Annotated in this window: 14 protein-coding genes; 7 read left to right on the forward strand and 7 right to left on the reverse strand. The window is 65.9% G+C overall.

What is annotated here, in order from left to right:
• Nucleotides 1-50: 50 nt before the first annotated feature.
• On the forward strand, nt 51-1,538 hold the full coding sequence (locus tag K3172_RS02815; protein WP_221586948.1) for a serine hydrolase domain-containing protein: 1,488 nt from the start codon (nt 51-53) through the stop codon (nt 1,536-1,538).
• 13 nt (nt 1,539-1,551) lie between these two features.
• On the opposite strand, the gene K3172_RS02820 is transcribed toward K3172_RS02815, so the two are convergent.
• Nucleotides 1,552-2,331, reverse strand: a complete 780-nt coding sequence (locus K3172_RS02820) for an SDR family NAD(P)-dependent oxidoreductase (protein ID WP_221586949.1) — start codon at nt 2,329-2,331, stop codon at nt 1,552-1,554.
• Between the two features lie 87 nt (nt 2,332-2,418).
• Between K3172_RS02820 and K3172_RS02825 the strand changes: the two genes are divergently transcribed.
• Nucleotides 2,419-3,201 carry an enoyl-CoA hydratase gene (locus K3172_RS02825; protein WP_221586950.1) on the forward strand — a complete coding sequence of 261 codons (783 nt, stop codon included), beginning with the start codon at nt 2,419-2,421 and terminating at the stop codon, nt 3,199-3,201.
• A 20-nt stretch (nt 3,202-3,221) separates the two neighbouring features.
• On the opposite strand, the gene K3172_RS02830 is transcribed toward K3172_RS02825, so the two are convergent.
• From K3172_RS02830 to K3172_RS02850, 5 genes are all read right to left on the reverse strand, one after another.
• Entirely contained in the window at nt 3,222-3,731 is a 510-nt protein-coding gene (locus tag K3172_RS02830) for an AAA family ATPase (RefSeq protein WP_221588965.1), read from the reverse strand.
• Between the two features lie 4 nt (nt 3,732-3,735).
• Nucleotides 3,736-5,172, reverse strand: coding sequence for a glutamate synthase subunit beta (locus tag K3172_RS02835; protein WP_221586951.1), 1,437 nt, complete (start codon nt 5,170-5,172; stop codon nt 3,736-3,738).
• A gap of 5 nt (nt 5,173-5,177) precedes the next feature.
• Nucleotides 5,178-9,833: a glutamate synthase large subunit gene (gene gltB / locus K3172_RS02840; protein WP_221586952.1), complete on the reverse strand. Its 4,656-nt coding sequence runs from the start codon at nt 9,831-9,833 to the stop codon at nt 5,178-5,180.
• Between the two features lie 226 nt (nt 9,834-10,059).
• A complete protein-coding gene (locus K3172_RS02845; protein ID WP_221586953.1) occupies nt 10,060-10,980 on the reverse strand; it encodes a hypothetical protein in 921 nt (306 codons plus the stop codon).
• A gap of 13 nt (nt 10,981-10,993) precedes the next feature.
• Entirely contained in the window at nt 10,994-12,223 is a 1,230-nt protein-coding gene (locus tag K3172_RS02850) for a TIGR04063 family PEP-CTERM/XrtA system glycosyltransferase (RefSeq protein ID WP_221586954.1), read from the reverse strand.
• 81 nt (nt 12,224-12,304) lie between these two features.
• Here K3172_RS02850 and K3172_RS02855 point away from each other — a divergent pair, with 81 nt between their 5' ends.
• The 5 genes from K3172_RS02855 (at nt 12,305) to K3172_RS02875 (ending at nt 16,343) form a co-directional block, all read left to right on the forward strand.
• Nucleotides 12,305-12,496: a hypothetical protein gene (locus K3172_RS02855; protein WP_221586955.1), complete on the forward strand. Its 192-nt coding sequence runs from the start codon at nt 12,305-12,307 to the stop codon at nt 12,494-12,496.
• Entirely contained in the window at nt 12,489-13,871 is a 1,383-nt protein-coding gene (locus K3172_RS02860) for a DUF5935 domain-containing protein (protein WP_221586956.1), read from the forward strand. Before K3172_RS02855 ends, K3172_RS02860 begins: the two co-directional genes overlap by 8 nt.
• Nucleotides 13,872-13,981: 110 nt before the next feature.
• A complete protein-coding gene (locus K3172_RS02865; RefSeq protein WP_221586957.1) occupies nt 13,982-14,431 on the forward strand; it encodes a MaoC family dehydratase in 450 nt (149 codons plus the stop codon).
• 58 nt (nt 14,432-14,489) lie between these two features.
• Nucleotides 14,490-15,668, forward strand: coding sequence for an acetyl-CoA C-acyltransferase (locus tag K3172_RS02870; protein ID WP_221586958.1), 1,179 nt, complete (start codon nt 14,490-14,492; stop codon nt 15,666-15,668).
• Between the two features lie 66 nt (nt 15,669-15,734).
• Nucleotides 15,735-16,343 (forward strand): DUF4126 domain-containing protein, encoded by a 609-nt coding sequence (locus K3172_RS02875; RefSeq protein WP_221586959.1) that lies wholly within the window; start codon nt 15,735-15,737, stop codon nt 16,341-16,343.
• A gap of 18 nt (nt 16,344-16,361) precedes the next feature.
• On the opposite strand, the gene K3172_RS02880 is transcribed toward K3172_RS02875, so the two are convergent.
• Nucleotides 16,362-17,612, reverse strand: a complete 1,251-nt coding sequence (locus K3172_RS02880) for a polyhydroxyalkanoate depolymerase (protein ID WP_221586960.1) — start codon at nt 17,610-17,612, stop codon at nt 16,362-16,364.
• Nucleotides 17,613-17,722 lie beyond the last annotated feature (110 nt).

Raw genomic sequence — 17,722 nt, forward strand, 5'->3', positions numbered from 1 at the left:
TGCCCCTGCCGGCGTGAAAGGCTCGTACGGCAAGGCAGGGGAGACAGATCATGAAGGCGATCTTCGGGGCAGGCGCGGCGCTCGCGGTTCTGGGCATGATGGTTCCGGCTCAGGCGGAGACCGGCGGCGACCATCACCAGACGGCAGCAGCGCCCGACGATTCAGCAAAGGCAGCGGCGCTCTCCGAAGCCATGCGGGCGGCGGAACTGTGGGTGGAGGGGCAGCGGCAATACCGCAAGATTCCCGCCATCTCCGCTGCGGTGGCGCAGGGCGATCGCACCGTCTGGGCCACGGGCTTCGGCACGACCGACCGCGCGCAGCGGACGCCGGCGACGGCGGACACGATCTATTCGATCTGCTCGATTTCCAAGCTCTTCACCGCAGTCGCGCTGATGCAGCAGTGGGAACAGGGTAAGGTCGCGCTCGATGTGCCGATTACCGATTATTTGCCCTGGGCAAAGCTGGCCGCCGACCCGCGCGACAGCGTGCCCGTCACGCTGCGCGGCGCGCTGACGCATTCGGCGGGGCTACCGCGCGAAAGCGACTATCCCTACTGGACCGGACCGGACTTCCCCTTCCCCAGCCAGGCGCAGATCCGCTCGCGCATCGGCGAACAGTCGCCGCTCTATCCGGCCTCGACCACCTGGCAATATTCGAACCTCGGCCTGACGCTGGTGGGCGAGACAGTCGAAGCTGTCAGCGGAGAGGCGTTTGCGGACTACGTCAGCGCTAGGATACTTACCCCGCTTGGCCTCGACGACACGCGTCCGGCCATACCGACCGATCTCTACGGCAAGCAAATGGCTGTCGGCTGGGGCGCGCTCGCAGCCGACGGGACGCGGCCCGCGGTGAAGCTGTTCGACCCGGCCGGCATCACGCCCGCGGCCGGTTTCAGTTCGAGCGCGGCCGATCTTGCCAAATTCGCCAGCTGGACCTTCCGTCTCGCCAAAAGCGGCGAGGCCGAGGTGCTGCGGCCGTCGACGCTGCGCGAGATGCAGCGGGTGCATTACGTCTCGCCCGACTGGAACACCAGTTGGGGCCTCGGCTTCTCGGTCCGCAACGAGAACGGCACCACCGTTGTCGGGCATGGCGGTTCCTGCCCCGGCTATCGCAGCGCGCTGATGATCGCGCCCAAGGAAGAGATGGGTATCGCCGTTGCGATGAATGCGATGGACGATCCGGGCTATCTCGCTCGCGGAATCGCCGCTCTGGTCAACGCACGCGGTGGAGCGACGGCGTTCGATCCGGTCGAAGGCGTAAAACTCGACGACTACGCCGGCGTCTATGACGGGCAGCCGTGGGATTCGGACTATTTCCTCGTGCCCTGGGCGGGCGGGCTGACCTGGATCGGGCCCGACGCCAAAGAGCCGGCCGACGGCTTATGGCGCCTCAAGCCGCTGGGCGGTGACCGTTTCCGGGTGGTCACCGACAAGGGCGAGGAGCGCGAGGAGGTCGTGTTCGAACGCGATCGCGCGGGCAAGGTCGTCCATTATCGCCAGCATTCGAACTTCAACCGCAAGGTTAGCCCGCTCCCCTGATCGGCGGATCGCTTCAGAAGATCGAATAGCCGCCGTCGATCACCACCGAATCGCCGGTGTGGAACTTGCTGGCATCACTCGCGAAATAGACCGCGATGCCGGCAAAATCCTCGCCTTCGCCCCAGCGGCGCATGGGTACCCGGCCGATGGCCTTTTCGTTGAAGGCGTCCCACGACTGCAGCCGCTCGGTCATTTCGGTGGCGATCCAGCCGGGCAGCACCGCATTGGCGCGGATGCCGTGACGGGCCAGTTCGACCGCCGTGCCGCGCACCATCGCGAGGACGCCCGCCTTGGTCACGGCATAGGCCTGGTTCTGCGGCGCGCCGTGGATCGCCGAGACACTCGACGTCACCAGCAGCGAGCCGCCCTTGTCCCCCGCCTCCGCACGCGCAACCATGTGTTTCGCGGCTTCGCGGAAGGTCCAGAATACAGCGTCGAGATTGACCGTCGTAACCTTGCGCCACTGCTCGGTGGTCTGCTCGGTCAGCGGCGCGCCACCGCCGACCCCGGCGTTGGCGATGCAAGTGTCGATCCGGCCGAGTCGCGACAGGCTCTCGGACATGGCATCTACCACGGCCTCTTCGTTCGACACGTCGACTTCCAGTGCCTCGACCCGGCCGCCATGCGTCTTGAGCTTCTCCAGCGCTGTGGCATTCTTGCCCGCATTGCGCCCCCAGATCGCAACATCGGCACCGGCTGCGGCAAGGCCTTCCGCCATGCCCAGGCCGATCCCGCCATTGCCCCCGGTCACAACTGCCACCTTGCCAGTAAGGTCGAAGGGTTTGAATGCCATGATCGCGTGTCTCCTCTCTCGTGCGCCCCACTCAACGCCAGCGCGAGGACGATTGCAAGATGCAACCGACCCGCTAGTCTGCGCGGCATGACCGACCTTATCCTGACCGACATCGCCGACGGCATCGCCACCGTCACCCTCAACCGCCCGGAAGCGATGAATGCGCTGTCGAAAGCGCTGCGGCACCGGCTCTACGAAGTGATGACCGCGCTGGACGCGGACGATACCGTGCGCGCGGTGATCCTGACCGGTGCGGGTGAGCGGGCCTTCACGGCGGGCCTCGACCTCAAGGAACTCGGCAGCGAGGCGGGCGCGCTCGGCGCAGCCAATGCGGAAGGCGCGGACGAAAACCCGGTCAAGGCGATCGAGGTCTGCCGCAAGCCGGTGATCGGCGCGATCAACGGGGTCGCGATCACCGGCGGGTTCGAGGTCGCTCTCGCGTGCGACGTGCTGATCGCCAGCACCAATGCGCGCTTCGCCGATACGCACGCCCGCGTCGGCATCGTGCCGGGATGGGGCCTGTCGCAGAAATTGAGCCGGATGATCGGGATCAGCCGGGCCAAGGAGCTGAGCTTCACCGGCAATTTCCTCGATGCCGGCACGGCCGAGCGCTGGGGCCTCGTCAACCGCGTCGTCGCGCCCGAAGATTTGCTCCCCGAAGCGCGCAAGCTAGCCGCGGACATGGCCAGCATCGATCCCGCCTTCCTCGCGCAGTACAAGGCGCTGATCGACGAAGGCTATGCCGCGAGCTTCGGCGAGGGGCTCGAGATCGAGCACAGGCTGTCCTCCGCCGCGAACTCCGCCGTGAGCCCGGAAGAGGTCGAGGCCCGCCGCGCAGACGTGCAGGCGCGGGGCCGCACACAAGGCTAGGTTCGCAGCAGGGCGAAGACTCAAGCCAGCCCTAGCGTTGCGAGGACGAAGTCTGCCCGCGCGGCTAGCGAAATGCGCGGCAGTTCCGCGGTTCTGTAGCCGAGACTTGGCAGCAGGTTGGAAAGGTGTTCGTATTCGACTCTGGCGGTACCCAGATCGTGACGCCGCATCGAATCCTGGCAAAAGATTTCGGGCCAGGGTGGAACAAGAAACACTGCGTCATAGGGCCGATACGAACCCAGTTCCGCCACAGCCGGCCTTGCGTCCAGTCGCTCCAGTCCGGCCAGCGCATCGATCAATCCGCGGTCGTAGAACACCGGTTCCTGGTCTTCCAGATGCTCGGCGAGGTCCGCGCGCGCCATATCGGCAGCGGCCCACAGGAAGGCGCGGGGGTCTTCCCATGGCGTGATGCCCGCGGCAATCAGTCTGCGCCCGGGTTCGGGCACCGTGCAATAGCCACGCTGCGCGAGCTCTTGGAGTAGCGACGATTTGCCGCCACCCGAACAACCGGTGATGAGTATGTCGGCCAGGCGCCTAGCGCGGCAGGTCGGAGAGGCCCATCAGCGCCTTGTCGACCGCATGGGCGCACTGGCGCCCTTCGCGGATCGCCCAGACGACCAGGCTCTGCCCGCGCCGCATGTCGCCGCAGGAGAAGACGTTTGCCTCGCTGGTGAGGTACCATTCGGTATCCGCTGCGACATTGCCGCGCCCGTCGAGATCGACTCCGGCACGATCGAGCAGTCCGCGGCGCTTGGGACCGGTGAAGCCCATGGCGAGCAGGATCAGGTCGGCCTTCAGGGTGAAGGTGCTCCCCTCCACTTCCTGCATGCGGCCATCCTTCCATTCGACGCGGACGCATTCGAGGCCGGCGACGTCGCCGTTCTCTTCGACCACGCGCTTGGTGAGGACAGCCCAGTCGCGATCGACGCCTTCCTCGTGGCTCGAGGAGGTGCGCAGCTTCAGCGGCCAGTCGGGCCAGGTCAGCGCCTTGTCTTCCTTCTCCGGCGGCTTGGGCATGATCTCGAGCTGGGTGACGCTGGCCGCGCCTTGCCGGTTGCTCGTGCCGACGCAGTCGCTGCCGGTGTCGCCGCCGCCGATCACGATCACGTGCTTGCCGGTTGCGGTCAGCGAGCCGCGCGGCGCGGCACGTACTTCCTCGTCGCCTGCATTGCGCTTGTTCTGCTGGGTGAGGAATTCCATCGCCAGCCGCACGCCGGGCAGCTCGGCGCCGGGGATGTCTAGCTGGCGCGCTTCTTCCGCGCCGCCGGCCAGAACCACCGCGTCGAAATTTTCCTGCAGGGCGGTGAAGCTGACCTCGACGCCGACCTCGCTCGAGGTGCGGAACTGGACGCCTTCGGCCTCCATCTGCACCGCACGGCGGTTGATGAGGTGCTTCTCCATCTTGAAGTCGGGAATGCCGTAGCGCAGCAGTCCGCCGATCCGGTCGCTCTTCTCGAACACGGTCACGGCATGGCCCGCACGGGCCAGTTGCTGAGCGCAGGCGAGGCCGGCAGGTCCCGAGCCGATCACCGCAACCGACTTGCCGGTGCGCTTGTCCGCGATCTGCGGTTTGACCCAGCCTTCCTGGAAGCCGCGGTCGATGATCGCACATTCGATCGACTTGATGGTGACCGGGCTGTCGATGAGGTTGAGCGTGCAGGCTGCCTCGCACGGGGCGGGGCAGACGCGGCCGGTAAACTCGGGGAAATTGTTGGTCGAGTGCAGGACTTCGAGCGCGTTCTTCCAATCGTCCTCGTAGACGAGGTGGTTCCAGTCCGGGATGATGTTGTTCACCGGACAGCCGTTGTGACAATAGGGAATGCCGCAGTTCATGCAGCGCGACGCCTGCGTGCGCAGCTTGTCCTCGCTCAGCGGGACCACGAATTCCTTGTAGTTCCCGAGGCGCTCCTTGGGATCGCGATAGCTGCGATCCTCGCGCTCGAATTCGAGAAAGCCGGTTTCCTTGCCCATGACCCTTACTCCGCCGCTTCCATGGCGGCCTGTTCGCGTTCGCCCTCGAGTGCCTTCAGCGCGCGCTGGTAGTCGCGCGGCATGACCTTGCGGAAGTTCTTGAGCGCGTTGGTCCAGTCGTCCAGCAGCGCCTTGGCCTTGGCCGAACCGGTGTGCAGCTGGTGCCGTTCGACCAAGATCTTGAGCCGTTCCGCATCGTGGTAGAGCGGGTCGCCCATGCCGGAATTGTCGACCGAGACGGACCGCTGCTGCGGCGCGCCCCAGCTCTTCTCCGCGCCTTCGCCGTCACCCGGTTGCACATCGAGTATGTCGACCTGCGCGTGGTTGCACAGCTTCTCGAACTTGCCGTCGGGATCGTAGACATAGGCGATACCGCCGCTCATGCCTGCGGCGAAGTTGCGGCCGGTGGGCCCGAGCACGCAGACGGCGCCGCCGGTCATGTATTCGCAGCCGTGGTCGCCCGTGCCCTCGACCACTGCGACGGCGCCCGAATTGCGGACCGCGAACCGTTCGCCCGCGACGCCGGCGAAATAGGCTTCGCCCGCGATCGCACCATAGAGCACGGTGTTGCCGACGATGATGTTCTCGCCCGGCTGGCGGGGCGCGCCTTCCGGAGGACGGATGGCGATGCGGCCGCCCGACAGGCCCTTGCCGACGTAGTCGTTCGCATCGCCGGTGAGGCTGATGGCGACCCCGTGCGCGAGCCAGGCGCCGAAGCTCTGGCCGGCGACGCCGGTGAAGTCGATGCGGATAGTGTCCGGCGCGAGACCCGCGTGGCCGTGCGCCTCGGCAATCCGCCCCGACAGCATCGCGCCGACCGTGCGGTTGACGTTGCGGATCGATCGGCTGAGCTGGACCGCCTGCCCGCTTTCGATGGCGGGCTTGCAGGCCTTTATGAGTTCGACGTCCATTGCGGCGGCAAGGCCGTGATCCTGCGTCTCGGTCTGGTGCAGCGCCTGCCCTTCCTGCAGCGGGACCGCGTGGAGGATGCGCTTGAGGTCGACGCCTTGCGCCTTCCAGTGGCGTTCGACACGGCGCATGTCGATCCGGTCCACCCGGCCGACCATCTCCTCGACCGTGCGGAAGCCCATTTCGGCCATGATGGCGCGCAGTTCCTCGGCCACGAAGAAGAAGTAGTTGATGACGTGCTCGGGCGTGCCGACGAAACGCTTGCGCAGCACCGGGTCCTGCGTCGCCACGCCGACGGGGCAGGTGTTGAGATGGCATTTGCGCATCATGATGCAGCCCGCCGCGATCAGCGGGGCGGTGGCGAAGCCGAACTCGTCGGCACCAAGCAGCGCGCCGATGGCGACGTCGCGCCCGGTACGCAGCCCGCCGTCGACCTGTACCGCAATCCGGCTGCGCAGATCGTTGAGGAGCAGTGTCTGCTGTGTTTCGGCGAGGCCGATTTCCCACGGGCTGCCGGCATGCGTCAGCGAGGTCAGCGGGCTCGCGCCCGTGCCGCCTTCGTAGCCCGAGATGGTAACGTGATCCGCCTTGCACTTGGACACGCCCGCAGCGACTGTGCCGACGCCGACTTCGGACACCAGCTTCACCGAAATGCGCGCATCCGGCTTCACGTTCTTCAAGTCGTGGATCAGCTGCGCGAGATCCTCGATCGAGTAGATGTCGTGATGCGGCGGCGGCGAGATCAGGCCGACGCCGGGCGTTGCGTGCCGCACCGCGCCGATGCGCTTGTCGACCTTGTGGCCGGGCAGCTGGCCGCCTTCTCCGGGCTTCGCGCCCTGCGCCATCTTGATCTGGATGTCGTCCGAATTGACGAGGTATTCGGTCGTCACGCCGAAGCGGCCTGAGGCCACTTGCTTGATCCGGCTGCGCATCGAATCGCCATTGTCGAGCGGGCGGAAGCGCTCGGGCTCCTCGCCGCCCTCGCCGGTGTTGGAGCGTCCGCCGAGCCGGTTCATCGCGATCGCGAGCGTCGAGTGCGCCTCGTGGCTGATCGAGCCGAAGCTCATCGCCCCGGTGCTGAAGCGCTTGACGATTTCGACCGCCGGTTCGACCTCGTCGAGATCGAGCGGCTGCTCGGCAGGCTTCAGCTCCATGAGGCCGCGGATGGTCAGCAGGCGCTCGCTCTGTTCGTTGATCGAACGGGCGAATTCCTCGTAATTCTTCGGATCGCCCGCGCGCACCGCGTGCTGCAACTGGGCCACCGATTGCGGCGTCCAGGCGTGCGCTTCCCCGCGGATGCGGTACTGGTAGATCCCGCCGACATCGAGCATCCCGGCGTAGAGCGGGTTGTGCCCATAGGCCTGCGCGTGGCGCTGTACGGCTTCCTCGGCCACTTCCTTGAGGCCGATGCCTTCGATGGTGGTTGCGGTGCCGGTGAAATAGGTGTCGATGAACGCCGAATTGAGGCCCACCGCATCGAAGATCTGCGCGCCGCAATAAGACTGGTAGGTCGAGATGCCCATCTTGGACATGACCTTGAGGATGCCCTTGCCGACCGCCTTGACGTAGTTCTTGGCGACCTGGCCCGGTTCCAGTTCGGGGAAACGTTCGGCGCGCAGGTGCTCGAGCGTTTCGAAGGCGACATAGGGATTGATCCCTTCCGCCCCGTAACCCGCGAGCGCGCAGAAATGGTGGACTTCGCGCGCCTCGCCGGTTTCGATGACGAGCCCGGTCTGCATGCGCAGGCCCTGCCGCACGAGCTGGTGGTGCACCGCCGAGGTCGCGAGCAGGGCGGGCATCGGAATGCGATCGGGGCCCTGGTTACGGTCGGACAGGATCAGGATATTGGCATCGCCGAGGACCGCTTCGGTCGCCGCCCAGCACATTTCCTTCAGCGCCATAGCGAGGCCATCGGCCCCCGTGCCGGCATCCCAGGTGATGTCGATCGTCGCGGTCTTGAACGCGCCGTCGAGCGCCACCTCGACCGAGCGGATCTTGGCGAGATCGGCATTGGTGAGGATCGGCTGGCTCACTTCGAGCCGCTTGTGCGTGCCCCCGTCGCGGCCCAGCAGGTTCGGGCGCGGACCGATCATCGAGAGCAGGCTCATCACCAGCTCTTCGCGGATCGGGTCGATCGGCGGGTTGGTGACCTGCGCGAAGTTCTGCTTGAAATAATCGTAGAGCAGGCGGCTGCGATCGCTCAGCACGGCGATGGGCGTGTCGGTGCCCATCGAGCCGATCGGGTCCTCGCTCCCGCGCGCCATCGGCTCGAGGAAACGGGCGATGTCCTCCTGCGTGTAGCCGAAGGCTTGCTGCCGCTCGAGCAGCGTGGTGTCCGCAACCGGGATTTCGGACAGGTCGGGCTCGATGTGGTCGAGGTCCTCGAGCTTGTACTGCGCCTTTTCCAGCCACGCCTCGTACGGCTCGGCAGCGGCGAGTTCGGCCTTGAGCTCCTCGTCCTCGACGATCCGGCCTTCCTCGAGGTCGATCAGCAGCATGCGGCCCGGCTGGAGGCGCCACTTGCGGGTGATGTCGGCATCGTCGAACGGCAGGACGCCGCTTTCCGAGGCGAGCACGACGAGGTCGTCCCTGGTGGTGCACCAGCGTGCGGGGCGCAGGCCGTTGCGGTCGAGGCAGGCGCCGATCTGGCGACCGTCGGTGAAGCACACGGCGGCGGGGCCGTCCCACGGCTCCATCAGCGCGGCATGGTATTCGTAGAAGGCGCGGCGGGCGGGATCGATCAGCGGGTCCTTGGCCCAGGCTTCCGGCATCAGCACCATCATCGCATGGGCGAGGCTGTAGCCGCCCGTCACGAGCAGCTCGAGCGCATTGTCGAGGCAGGCGGTGTCCGACTGACCGTGCGGGATGAGCGGCCACATCTTGTCGAGGTCCGCACCCAGGAGGTCGCTTTCCATCGTGCGGCGGCGCGCCTCCATCCAGTTCACGTTGCCGCGAACCGTGTTGATCTCGCCATTGTGCGCCATGAAGCGATAGGGGTGGGCGAGCCGCCAGCTGGGGAAGGTGTTGGTGCTGAAGCGCTGGTGGACGAGGCCCAGTGCGCTGACGCAGTCGGGATCGCGCAGGTCGTCGTAGAAACTGCCGACCTGGTTTGCCAGCAGCAGGCCCTTGTAGACCAGCGTGCGGCTGGAGAAGCTCGGAATATAGGCCTGGCTCAGGCCCTCGATCCCGTGCTTGGCCTCGAGGGACTTGAGCGGATTGAGCGTCTGTTTGCGAATCACGATCAGCTTGCGCTCGAACGCGTCCTGGTCGGCGCAGTTGGGGCCGCGCGCGATGACGCATTGGCGGATGACCGGCATCGAATCGACCACCGCCTTGCCCAGCCCGTCGAGCGTCGTGGGCACGTCGCGCCAGCCGACGACGCGCTGGCCTTCCTTGGCGGTGAACAGTTCGAGCTGCTTTTCGACGAACTCGCGCGCCTCGTCCTGCTGCGGCAGGAAACACATGGCGACCGCGTATTCGCCCGTCGCAGGCAGGTCGTGCCCCTTGTCTTTCGCCCATTTGCGCAGCAGCGGATCGGGAATCTGCAACAGGATGCCTGCGCCGTCGCCCAGCAGCGGATCCGCACCGACCGCACCGCGATGGTCGAGATTGGCCAGAATCTCCAGCGCCTGGGTGACGATGCCATGGCTTTTCGCGCCCTTGATGTGCGCGACCATGCCGACGCCGCAGGCGTCGTGTTCGTTGCGGGGGTCGTAAAGACCCTCAAGTCCCAGGGGCGGCGTGCGTCCCATAAGCGAAGCGTCCTCCTCCGTGCCCACCGAACCGCTCGCCATGAGGGGTCGGGTGACCAAATCCAATGGTGCCACAGCGGCACCGCAAAATTGCGCGAGCGATCGTCATGGCGGGAGGATTGTGGTTTTGCAACTGCGAGAAGCGAAGCAATATTTCACGCGCACCAAGTTTTCCGCGCGGGAAGGCGGATGGGCGCGGGATAAATTCGTATTCGCCGCTACGGCACTAAGGGCGCTTGCCGTCCTGCGACAGGCGTTCGAGGGCACTCCGCAGGCTGGCCTGGGGATCGTCCGTGCCGGCTTCCGCGCTGGCGGGCGGGGCCGAACGATCGGCCTCGCGGCGCAGGAAAGCGATCACCGGATCGACGTCACCATCGGCGGGCGTCGTGCCCCGTTCTTCGGCGGCGCGCTGCGCGGCTATGGCCTGTGCCAGCCGGGCAGTCAGATCGGCGAGGGAGAGATCGCCGATTGCATCGACCGCAGCCTTGGACAGCGGTGCGGGCAGGGGTTCGGGACGTGTGCCGGCCGTCGCCTTGCCGACCTCCGTCCATTCGAGTTCGGTCTCCGGCATTTCGGCCGTATTGCTGCGGTCCGCCTCCGGTGCCGCCGGCACGATCGGCCCGTCGCCCCCCGTTTCTTCGACGACTTCCTCGAAATCGGCGTCCACGACCTCGATCGGATCCTGTGTCGCCGCCTCGTAGCCTTCGTCGGTCAGGTATTCGCGCGGATTGAACGGTCGGCGCGGAGCCTCCTCTCCGGTGGCTTCTACGGGCGCTTCGTCAACCTCTTCGAGCCACGGTCCGGTGGCTTCGAGGACATCCTCGTCCCGGAGGTCGTCCTCACTCCAGGCCTCGGGCTCGTCCCGCTCCTGCGCGTCACCGAAGGCGGTCACGCGCATGGCGATCACCAGGCCGAGCAGCAGGCCGAACAGTCCGGCCAGTGCGGACAGGACCAGCCGCGCCAGCAGCGCATTGCCGACGAAGCGATCGATGCCGAGGGCACCGCGCAGGCTCGCGACGACCGGGTCGGGCATGACGAAGGTGCCACCGGCCAGCAGGGCTGCGAACCACAGCGCCACCAGCCATCGGAATGCCGGATGGCCGCTGATCGGTCTTGTGTCGGTTGCGCCGGACATCGGTGCTGTCATCACCCCTTCGAAATCAGCCGACCGCAGAATGCCGTCGATCCGGCTTCGCGCCTAGCAGTTCTTGGTAAACATCGAGATAACGCTCCACGTTCCGCGACCAATCGTGCCGCTGGGCGACATGCTCGCGGCCCCGCTCGCGCATGGCAGGCCAGCCGGCTTTCGCATCGATGAAGCGGGCCAGTGCGGCGGCCATGGCCGGGGGATCGTCTGGCGGAAAGAGCAGGCCCGTCACCCCGTCCTCGATCAATTCGCGGTGACCGCCGACATCGCTTGCGGCGACGATCTTACGTTCTGCCATCGCCTCGAGCGGCTTCAGCGGGGTGACGAGATCGGTCAGGCGCGATTTCTTGCGTGGGTAGGCGAGCACGTCGACCAGCGAGTAATAGCGTTCGACTTCGGCATGGGGCACGCGCCCGGTGAAGACGATCGCCGCGCTGGCGGGAGAGGCCGCGGCTTGGGCGCGCAGGGCTTCGTCCATCGGGCCACCACCTACCAGCAGGAGCTGCGCCGCCGGATGCAGCTCCTGCAGCAAGGGCATGGCGGCGATCAGGTCGTCGAGCCCTTCGTAGTCGTAGAAGCTGCCGATGAAGCCGATGACCGGGTCGGTGCCGATGCCGATTGCCTGCACGAGCGCATCGTCGCGCGGCGGTGGATCGCCGAACAGCGTGAGGTCGACGCCATTGGGCGAAAGACCGATCTTGTCCCCGTCATGGCCGCGGGCGACCAGATCGTCGCGCAACCCTTCGCAGATCGTGAACACGGCATCGGCGCCCGCCACCACGCGGTTTTCGAGCGCGCGGGTGAGGCGGTATTTGAGCGAGCCTTCGGTGCCGGTCCCGTTACCGACCGCCGCATCCTCCCAGAAAGCGCGGATCTCGTAGACGAAAGGCAGGCCGATGTTTCGTGCGGCCCGCAGGCCCGCCATGCCGCAAAGCGCGGGCGAATGGGCATGGAGCACGTCGGGCCGCCAGTCGGCGGCTACGCGCTCGATCTGGGCGCGCAAACTCTCTATCTCGCGCCATTCGCGCAGGCCCGGGGGTCCCGAGGTTGCGCCCGGTGTGCGGTGAAACGTCAGCCCTTCGACGGTCTCTACGTCCGGTCCCTCGGCCAGATGGCGTGCGCCTGTGATCCCGCGCACCTCGACGCCCTTCCCCTGGAGGCTCTTGAGGATGGCGCGCGTGCGAAAGGTATAGCCCGAATGCAGGGGCAGCGAGTGGTCGAGGATGTGCAGGACGCGTGTCATGTGGCAGGGCTTGTGACACACCAGGCTTAACACCGCGTCAACCACAAGCTGCTAAGTCTGCGCGCAAGGAAGACTGCCCGCTTGATCGATTACATCGCCCTCGGCCTGACCCATGCGCTGATCATGCTCGCCCTGCTGCGCGTCCTCGTGCGGCCCGAGCTCGATCGCGAGGACATGATGGCGGACGAGCCGGACGGGGATGCGGAGCCCGAAACCACGCCGCGCGCGAGGCGCCGCGGGCGGCGGACGCGCAACGGGGGCGGCCATGCTTGACATCGCGCTGTTCCTGACGGTGATGATCTTCTTCGCCATGGGTATCAGGCGGCCCTTCATCTGGGTGCTGGCCTATCTCTACATCGACATCCTCGCGCCGCAGAAGATCAGCTGGTCGCTGCTCTCGTCGATCCCGGTTTCGCTCATCGCCTTCCTGCTCGCCTTTGCCGGCTGGATCATCGGCGACACCAAGGCGAACACCCAGTTCACGCTGCGGCAGGGCATCCTGCTGGCGCTGCTGGTGTGGTGCTTCATGACCCTGCAATGGGCCGACTTCCCCGAATTCGCGCAAGCCAAGTGGGACTGGGTGTGGAAGGCGCTGGTCTTCGCGATCTTCCTGCCCGTCACCTTGACGACACGGCTCAGGATCGAGACCGCGATCCTCGTCATGGTGCTGACGGCGGGGGCGATCATCATCTCGGCCGGGATGAAGACGGCAGGCGGCGGCGGCGGCTACGGCAATCTCTACCTGTTCGTGAACGACAATTCGAACATGTACGAAAGCTCGACCCTCGCCACGGTCGCGATCTCGATCATCCCGATCATCCTCTGGCTGGCAAAGCATTCGACGATCTACCCGACCGTCTGGCGGGTGAAGACCTTAGCGGGCCTGCTGATCTTCGCCTGCCTCATGATCCCGATCGGGACCGAGGCGCGCACCGGGCTCGTCTGCATCGGCGTGCTCGGTTTGCTGATGCTGCGCGATGTGAAGCGGCGCATGCTGTATATCGCAGGGGCGGCAGCGCTCGGCCTTGCTGCCCTGCCGTTCCTTCCCGCGAGCTACTACGAGCGGATGTCGACGCTGGGTTCGGTGCAGCAGGACCAGTCGGCCTCGACCCGGATGCAGGTGTGGATGTGGACGCTCGACTACGTCGGCAGCCGCCCGCTCGGCGGGGGTTTCGACGCCTTCCGGGGGAATAGCTTCACCTACCAGCTGCCGGTCGTCGAGAAGGACGGCGCGACCGTGTCGGTCGAATACCAGGAAATCACCGACGGCGCGCGCGCCTATCACTCCTCCATCTTCGAGATGCTGGGCGAACAGGGCTGGCCGGGCCTGTTCCTCTGGCTGGCCCTCCACGGCGTCGGGTTGTGGCAGATGGAAGTCATCCGCAAGCGGTGGATGCACCGCAAGGCCCCGGCCGAGCAATGGCAGTCCCCGCTCGCCAGCGCGCTGCAATTCGCGCAGATCATCTACCTCGTGGGTGCGACCTTCCAGGGGATCGCCTTCCAGCCCTTCGTGCTCATGCTCGTGGGCCTGCAGATCGGCCTGTGGACCTATTGCAGGAAGCGCGAGTCGGCGAAGGTCGAGGCAGTACGCAAGGCGGCGCGCGACGCCCGCCGTGCCACAGCCTCGGCCAATCCCGCAATGCCGTAACGGCAGCGTCCGGGCGGGTTGCGCGCCCTCTCTCGTTGCGCCATGAGTCCGCCCGCGAGCGCGGCCGGAGTCGCGCAAAACCACGGTTTTTCGAGAGAGAGGAGGCGCGCATGAGCCCGCAGGAACTGGCAGAGAAAGTCGGACAGCACATCGGCACCAGCGAATGGGTCGAGATGAGCCAAGAGCGCATCAACCAGTTCGCCGACGCGACCGGTGACCACCAGTTCATCCACATCAACGAGGAAGCGGCCAAGATGACGCCCTTCGGCGGCACCATCGCGCATGGCTTCCTGACGCTGTCGATGATCCCCTATCTCGGCGCCCATTCGGATACGCCCAAGCTCGACGGCGTGAAAATGGGCGTGAACTACGGCGGCAACAAGACCCGCTTCATCTCGCCGGTCCGCAGCGGCAAGCGCATCCGCGGTCACTGGAAGCTCCTCGAAATGGTCGAGAAGCGTCCGGGCCAGTGGCAGCAGACCTGCGAGATCACCATGGAGATCGAAGGCGAGGAAAAGCCCGCCCTGATCTGCGAATGGATCACCCAGATTTTCGTCTGATTTCCCCCTCCTCCCCGGCGAGGATCAGGCACTTTCATAGCAATCCAAGGAAATACCCATGCGTGACGCAGTCATCGTCTCCACCGCCCGCACCGCCATCGGTCGCGCCTACAAGGGCGGGTTCAACGACACCAAGGGCCCGACGCTCGGCGCCTATTCGCTGAAGCCCGCGATCGAGTGCGCCGGCATCGAAGCCGGCGAAGTCGACGACGTCCTGTGGGGCGCCGCGCTCCAGCAGGGCACGCAGGCCGGCAACCTCGCCCGGCAGGTCGCGCTGCGCGCCGGTTGCCCGATCGGCACCAGCGGCATGACGATCGATCGCCAGTGCTCGAGCGGCCTGATGACCATCGCCACGGCGGCCAAGCAGATCATCGTCGATCGCATGGATGTGGTCGCTGCAGGTGGCCAGGAATCGATCAGCCTGGTGCAGACCAAGGAAATGCGCGTGATGCCCGATCCCGAGCTGATCAATATGCACGGCGCGATTTACATGCCGATGCTGCAGACCGCCGAAACGGTCGCCCAGCGCTATGGCATCAGCCGCGAAGCCCAGGACGAATACGCGCTCCAGTCGCAGCAGCGCACGGCACAGGCGCAGGAAGAAGGTCGCTTCGACGACGAAATCGTCGCGGTTTCGACCACGCACAAGGTCCAGAACAAGGAAACCGGCGAGATTTCGGACGTCGCCATCACCATCGACAAGGACGAAGGCAACCGCCCCTCGACCACGCTCGAAGGCCTCGCCTCGCTGCAGCCGGTCATGGGTCCGGGCACCACGATTACGGCCGGCAACGCCTCGCAGCTGTCGGACGGGTCCTCGGCCAGCGTGCTGATGGAAGCGAAGGTCGCCGAACAGAAGGGTCTTGAACCGCTCGGCCGCTATGTCGGCATGGCGGTCGCGGGGACCGAGCCCGACGAGATGGGCATCGGCCCGGTCTTCGCGATCCCCAAGCTGCTCAAGCGCTTCGACCTCAGTGTCGACGACATCGGCATCTGGGAACTCAATGAAGCCTTTGCGGTGCAGGTACTCTACTGCCGCGACAAGCTCGGTATCGACAACGACAAGCTCAACGTCTCGGGCGGCTCGATCTCGATCGGCCACCCCTATGGCATGACCGGCGCCCGGTGCACGGGCCACGTCCTGCTCGAAGGCAAGCGTCGCGGCGCGAAATACGGCGTCGTCACCATGTGCGTCGGCGGCGGCATGGGTGCAGCGGGACTGTTCGAGATCTTCTAACTCCCACTTGTCCAAAGCATTGAAAGCGCGCATCCTTCGGCCCTAACGGTCGGAGGATGTTCGTTTATGGGCATCATGGAAATCATCGGGATTGCAGGCAGCGTGAGCCTGCTGGCGGGTTGGAGACTCTATCTCTGCATCTTCGCGACCGGCCTTGCGATGCGGATGGATGTCTTGCCCCTGCCCGAGCACCTGGCGGCGCTCGACGTGCTGGCGAGCCCGTGGGTCATGGCCATCGCCGCACTGGCCGCCGTGGCCGAGTTCTTCGCCGACAAGGTGATGTGGCTCGATAGCGCCTGGGATGCGGTCCACACCCTGGTGCGGCCGATCGGCGGGGCGCTGCTGGCGCTGGCCATCGTCGACCCTTCCGACCCCATGACGCAGGTGATCGCCTTCATGCTCGGCGGCGGCGCGAGCCTGGCCGCGCATGCCGGAAAGGCGGGCGCGCGCGGTGTCGTCAATGCCAGCCCCGAGCCGGTGAGCAATGTCGCGGTCTCGACCGTGGAGGACGTCGCGACGATCGGCCTGCTCTATTTCGCTTACGAATACCCGGTTGCCGCAGCCGGCATCGCGCTGGTGCTGCTGGCCCTGACGATCGGGCTGCTGGTGCTCGCGCGGCGGGTGATCGGCAAGCTGCTAGGCAGGCGCCGACCGGCCGGGGGAGAGCGGATCTAGCGGGGCAAGTCCGGCGCCTCACCCATGTGCGGCGATGAACTCCTCGACCACCGGCGCGATCTTGGTGCGCCAGCGGCTGCCGTTGAAGATGCCGTAATGGCCCGCGCCTTCGGCCATGTAGTAGCGCTTCTTCCTGTCCGAGAGTTTCGGAGTCAGGTCGAGTGCGGCCTTGGTCTGGCCCAGGCCCGAAATGTCGTCGCGCTCGCCCTCGATTGCCAAGAGCGCGGTGGCGGTGATGTCGCCGAGGTCCACCCTCTTGCCGCGGTGGACGAAGGTGCCGTTGGGCAGGGCGTGGGTCTGGAACACTTCCTCGACCGTCTGGAGATAGAATTCCGCCGTCATGTCGCACACGCTGCGGTATTCGTCGTAAAAGTCCTTGGTCGCCTGCGCACTGTCCTGGTCGCCGACGGTGAGGTGTTTGAACATCTCGTAGTGGCTCATCATGTGGTTGCCGAGATTCATGCTCATGAAGCCCGCAAGCTGCATGAACCCGGGATAGACTCTGCGTCCTGCGCCGCGATACTGCATCGGCACGGTGGCGATGACGTTGTGGCGGAACCACTCGATCGGGCGCTCCATCGCGAGGTCGTTGACGCTGGTCGGCGAACAGCGCGTGTCGATCGGGCCGCCCATCATGGTGAGGGTTTTCGGCGTGCAAAGATGCGCGTCGCGATTCATGATCGCGGTCGCCGCGAAGACGGGGACCGAAGGTTGGCACACCGCCATGACATGTGCGCCACCCCCAGTTTCATCGGGCCCGATATGTTCGAGGAAGCCGATCACGTAGTCGATGTAATCGTCGAGGTCGAAGGTCCCTTCGTGCAGCGGGACGGTCTTGGCGTCGGACCAGTCGGTGACGAACACGCGGTAGCGCTCCAGCATCCGCTCGACCGTGCCGCGCAGCAGGGTCGCATAATGGCCGCTCATCGGCGCAACGACCAGCAGGCGCGGCGCGTCTTCGGGCAGGCTTTCGCGGTAGAACTCCTTGAGGTCGCCGAACGGGCGGTTGACCACGGTGGATTCCACCACCGGATGGCTGGTGCCGTCGAGCTCGACTGCCTCTATTCCCCAAGCGGGTTTCCCGTAGGGCGCCGCGGCATGGGCGAAGACTTCGAGTGCGCTTGCGGCCATCGGGCCCAGCCCGAGATAGCCCAGGGGCCCATAATTGAATGGGTTGGCCGGATTGGAGAGCATTTCTGCCCCGATCGAAGCCCAGGAACTGGCCGAGTTGAGCCAGCTGCGCTGCAGCTCATAGGCGTGGTAAAGCATGCGTATCCCCTGCTGGCCGACCGGTTGTTATAGTGCCGTGCCTCTCCGTAGACCGTCCATCCTGACGGGATTGGTTGCATTGTGCAATGCACAATCGTCCCAATTGTGCC

The sequence above is a fragment of the Qipengyuania proteolytica genome (assembly GCF_019711565.1).
Taxonomy (GTDB): domain Bacteria; phylum Pseudomonadota; class Alphaproteobacteria; order Sphingomonadales; family Sphingomonadaceae; genus Qipengyuania; species Qipengyuania proteolytica.